Source organism: Streptomyces sp. NPDC059456, from assembly GCF_042750055.1.
Taxonomy (GTDB): Bacteria; Actinomycetota; Actinomycetes; order Streptomycetales; family Streptomycetaceae; genus Streptomyces.
In genome coordinates, this window is sequence record NZ_JBHYVA010000708.1 from 1 (window position 1) to 4,346 (window position 4,346).

The 4,346-nt window shown below is 72.8% G+C and carries 4 protein-coding genes; all 4 read left to right on the forward strand.

The window, feature by feature from the left end:
• Window positions 1-293: 293 nt before the first annotated feature.
• The 4 genes from ACFXA3_RS36860 (at window position 294) to ACFXA3_RS36875 (ending at window position 4,303) form a co-directional block, all read left to right on the forward strand.
• Window positions 294-479: an SPOR domain-containing protein gene (locus tag ACFXA3_RS36860; protein WP_385194599.1), complete on the forward strand. Its 186-nt coding sequence runs from the start codon at window positions 294-296 to the stop codon at window positions 477-479.
• 30 nt (window positions 480-509) lie between these two features.
• A complete protein-coding gene (locus ACFXA3_RS36865; RefSeq protein WP_385194602.1) occupies window positions 510-941 on the forward strand; it encodes a (deoxy)nucleoside triphosphate pyrophosphohydrolase in 432 nt (143 codons plus the stop codon).
• A gap of 162 nt (window positions 942-1,103) precedes the next feature.
• On the forward strand, window positions 1,104-1,532 hold the full coding sequence (locus ACFXA3_RS36870) for an ATP-binding protein (RefSeq protein WP_385194605.1): 429 nt from the start codon (window positions 1,104-1,106) through the stop codon (window positions 1,530-1,532).
• Between the two features lie 158 nt (window positions 1,533-1,690).
• The gene (locus ACFXA3_RS36875) at window positions 1,691-4,303 is read left to right on the forward strand and encodes a SpoIIE family protein phosphatase (protein ID WP_385194607.1); all 2,613 of its coding nucleotides are present in this window, start codon (window positions 1,691-1,693) and stop codon (window positions 4,301-4,303) included.
• Window positions 4,304-4,346: the final 43 nt, after the last annotated feature.

The window sequence follows — 4,346 nt, forward strand, 5'->3', positions numbered from 1 at the left end:
CCCCCCCCACACCCCCCCCCCCCCCACCCCCCCTTCCGTTTGGGGTGGGGGGGGTTGGTTTTTTTTTAATCCCCCGGGGGGGTTGCCGGGGGGTTGGGCCGGCGCGGTCCACCCCCGGACGCGCCGTGTCCGAACCGGCGCGCACGGCCCACTCGTACGCATGGCCGGATGCGTACGCCCGCGAGGTACCTCTTCGTGAAAAGCCGTATCCGCTCCGTAAAGGTCGGGCGTAAGCTCGGGCATATGCGCAATGCGGTTTCCCGGTCAGGTGCATCGGCGGAGGGTGAAACGCGATGAACGACAGCGGTGCCCTGCTCCCATGGCTGGTCATACGGCAGGACGACAACGGCAACCGCTACCGGGTGGGCCGCTACCCCACCCGGGCCGAGGCCCAGAAGGTCGTCGACAGCCTCGAAGACGGGGGCCACAAGCAGCTGTACTGGGTCGAGCGGATCGGTCAGACCGCCACGACCAACTGAGCGTCCCCGCGTTGACATAGGCTCCGCCCCATGACGGTACGAGTGGTCGTGGGCGGAGCCCTTTGTCATGAGGGGCGCCTGCTGGCCGCCCGGCGCAGCGCACCCCCCGAGGTGGCCGGACGCTGGGAACTGCCCGGCGGCAAGACCGAGCCGGGCGAGTCGGTTCCCGAGGCGCTGGTCCGCGAACTGCGCGAAGAGCTCGGCGTGGAGGCCGAACCGCTGGAGCGGATCCCGGGGGAGTGGCAGGTGCGGCCCGGGCTCGTCCTGCACGTGTGGACCGCCCGGCTGCTGTCCGGCGAACCCGCGCCGCTGGAGGACCACGACGAGCTGCGCTGGCTCGGGCCGGAGGAGCTCGACTCCGTGGACTGGCTCGAACAGGACCGGCCGGCGGTGGCGGAGACCGGACGCCGGCTGCGCGCCGAGCGCGACGAGCGGCACACCAGGTCGCACGGGGGCGCGTGACGCGCGTGCACTGGGCCGTCTGCGCCACAGTGCGCCGGTGCGCGGGGATCGGGTGGTACGACGCCTCAAATATCGGGTATGTCGCTATTAGTCCCTATCGTGTACTGCCCCTCGTGGCTCTGTCCCTGTGGAATCGGACTGGGGTCGTTGCCGGCCCGGGAAGTGATCGGCGTGATCGACACAGACGGTGAATGCGCCGAGTGGGCCTTCCCCGCAGAGCCCGGCGCCGTCCGCACCGCCCGCCACGCCGTCCGCGGCACGCTCAGCTCCTGGGGCCTGGATTCCGTCGGCGACGTGACCGTCCTGCTGGTCAGCGAGCTGGTCACCAATTCACTGCGGTACGCCTCCGGCCCCATCGGGGTCCGGCTGGTGCGGCGCAATCCGGCCAGTGACCGCGCGCAGGGGGCCGCCGCGCTGCTGGTGGAGGTTTCTGATCCGCTTCCGGATCCGCCCCGCGAACGCGTCGCGGAGCCGGACGACGAGGGTGGCCGGGGGCTTCACCTGGTCGCCGTCTCGGCGCAGCGCTGGGGAACCCGCCACGGGAAATCGGGCAAGACCGTGTGGTTCGAGTTGGCACTTCCTGGTGAGTAACAAGGTGAAGGATGGCCGACGATCACAGGGCATGGCTCGAAATAGTCGGGACCTTTTTGTGATCGTGAACGCCGTGCCGTGCGGGGCCGTGGTGCTGAATACTTCGGTCATGGCCGGTCCGGTTGCGGTGAGCTGGAGGGGACGGTCGCGTGAGCGAGATACCTGCGCAGGCACATCAGGCCCGTGTGCCCGGGGAGACATGGCACGACTCCCTGTGGCACAGCAGCCCGCCTGGCTCGATATATGACTACATAAAGGTCGCGTCTTTCTCCATCGGACCCGACGGGCTCATCGACCAGTGGAGCCTGCGCGCCGAGGACCTGTTCGGGCTGACCGCCGCGCAGGCCGTGGGCCGGGACCCGGTGGACGCCTTCATGCCGCCGGAGCTGCGCGCCGGCGGGCACCGCAGGGTGGCCGAGATCCTCGACGGCAAGGAATGGACCGGCCTCGTCCCCTTCCGCATCCCCGGCGGGGACGGCGCCCACGGCGTGGCCGAGATCTACGTGATGCCCACCCAGACCGAGACCGCCGAGCGGGCCGCGCTGTGCGTCGTGGTCGACGTGCGCGCACTGCGCCGCATCGAATCCGATCTCGCGGCTTCGCAGGCGATATTCGGCCAATCTCCTTTCGGTTTCCTGCTCTTCGGCACGGACCTCACCGTGCAGCGGGCCAACCGCCGTTTCGCGACCGTGTTCGGCGGCGCCGTCGAGGAACACCGCGGCCGCACCGTCCACGACTACCTCCCGCCGCAGGAGGCCGACCGGATGACCGAGGCCCTGCGGCGGGTCCTGGAGACCGGCGAATCCGTCACCGACCTCCAGATCACCGGCGCCGCCCCCGGCCGCCGCGAACACCGCCACTGGTCCATCAACCTCTACCGCGTCCACGGCGGCACCGGCCGCCCCATCGGCGTCGCGGGCATCGGCATCGACGTCACCCGGCGCCACCTCGCCGCCCGCGAGGCCGCCGGGGTCCGGCGCAACCTCGCCCTGCTCAACGAGGCCGGGCACCGCATCGGGAACTCCCTTGACCTGGAGACCACCGCCCGCGAGCTGCTCGACGTGACCGTTCCGGGCTTCTGCGACCTCGCCGCCGTCGACCTCTACCAGGGTCTGCTGCTCGGCGACGACGACCGGCCCGCGCGACCGCACGGGCCCGGCGTGCCACCGCTGCCGCCCGGGCTGGGTCCCGGACGGGCGCCCTCCGCGCCGCTGCGGCGGGTCGCCTTCGCCTCGGCGGTATCGGACGCCCCGCTGTCGGGTCCGGGCGCACTGGTCTCCGTAGGGGAGATCCACCGCTATCCGGCGGCCTCGCCGGGCGCACTGGCCCTGCGGACCGCCCGGCCGCGGCTGATCGAGGGCGGCGGACCGGACGACCTCGTGCAGTCCACGCTCGTCGTGCCGATGGTCGCCCACGACACCGTCGTCGGGCTGGCCCAGTTCTCCCGTACGAAGGGCAGCGAGCCCTTCGGGGAACGGGACCGGGCGGTGGCCGTGGAACTCGCCGCCCGCGCCGCCGTCTGCATCGACAACGCCCGGCTCTACCGGCGCGAGCACGAGCGGGCGCTGATACTGCAGCGCAGCCTCCTGCCCCCCGGGGACCCCGAGGCGGCCGGTCTGGACATCGCCTGCCGGTACCTGCCGGGGAACGCGGCCACCGAGGTCGGCGGGGACTGGTTCGACGTCATCGAACTGCCCGGCCACCGCACGGCGCTGGTCGTCGGCGACGTGATGGGCCGCGGGCTGCGGGCCGCCGTCGCGATGGGCGAACTGCGCACCGCCGTACGGACCCTGGCGCTGCTGGACCTGGAGCCGGCGGAGGTGCTGACCGCACTGGACGAGATCGCCCGCGGCCTCGGCGCACCCGGCGGCTCGCAGCAGGCCTCCCGGGCGGCACTGCACTCCCGGGACGCGGACCGCTCGGAGGTGTACCTCGCGACCTGCGTCTACGCCGTCTACGACCCGGTGACCCGGCGCTGCACGATCGCCAACGCCGGCCACATGCCGCCGGTACTGGTGGAACCGGCGGAACCGGGCGCCCCGCCCCGGCCCGCCCTGCTGCTGGAGGTGCCGCCGGGGATGCCGCTCGGAGTGGGCGGGGAGCCGTTCGAGGAGGTGGAGGTGGACCTCCCGGAGGGGGCCCTGCTGGCCCTGTACACCGACGGGCTGGTGGAGTCGCGCGACCACCCGCTGGAGGAGGGGCTGCGCGGGCTGCGGGACGCGCTCGCCGACCCGGTGCGGCCGCTGGAGGACGTCTGCGACCACGTGCTGAACACGCTGGACACGCGGCACGGCGAGGACGACATCGCGCTGCTGATGGCGCGGGTGCAGGGGCTGCCGATGGACGCGGTCGGGGACTGGCAGCTGCCGCGCGAGGCCCGGTCGGTGGGCCGGGCGCGGGAGCTGGCCCGGGCGAAACTCCCCGCGTGGGGCCTGGAGGGGCTGCTCGACACCACCGAACTGCTGGTCAGCGAACTGGTGACGAACGCCCTGCGGTACGGCGAGGGCGAGATCCGGCTCCGCCTGCTGCTCGACCGGACCCTCGTCTGCGAGGTCTGGGACGGCAACCTGGTGCAGCCGCGCCGCCGCCGGGCCCGCGACACCGACGAGGGCGGGCGCGGCCTCCAGCTGGTCGGCATGCTGTCGGCGGGCTGGGGCACGCGCCGCACCCACCGCGGCAAGACGGTCTGGTTCGAGCTGCCGTTGCCCGGCGGCGGCTCGGAGCCCTTGACGGAGCTGTCGGCGGAACAGCTGCTCAGCATGTACGGCTGACCGTCCGGCCCGGACGGCGGGCCGGCGACGCGCCGTTGCGGGG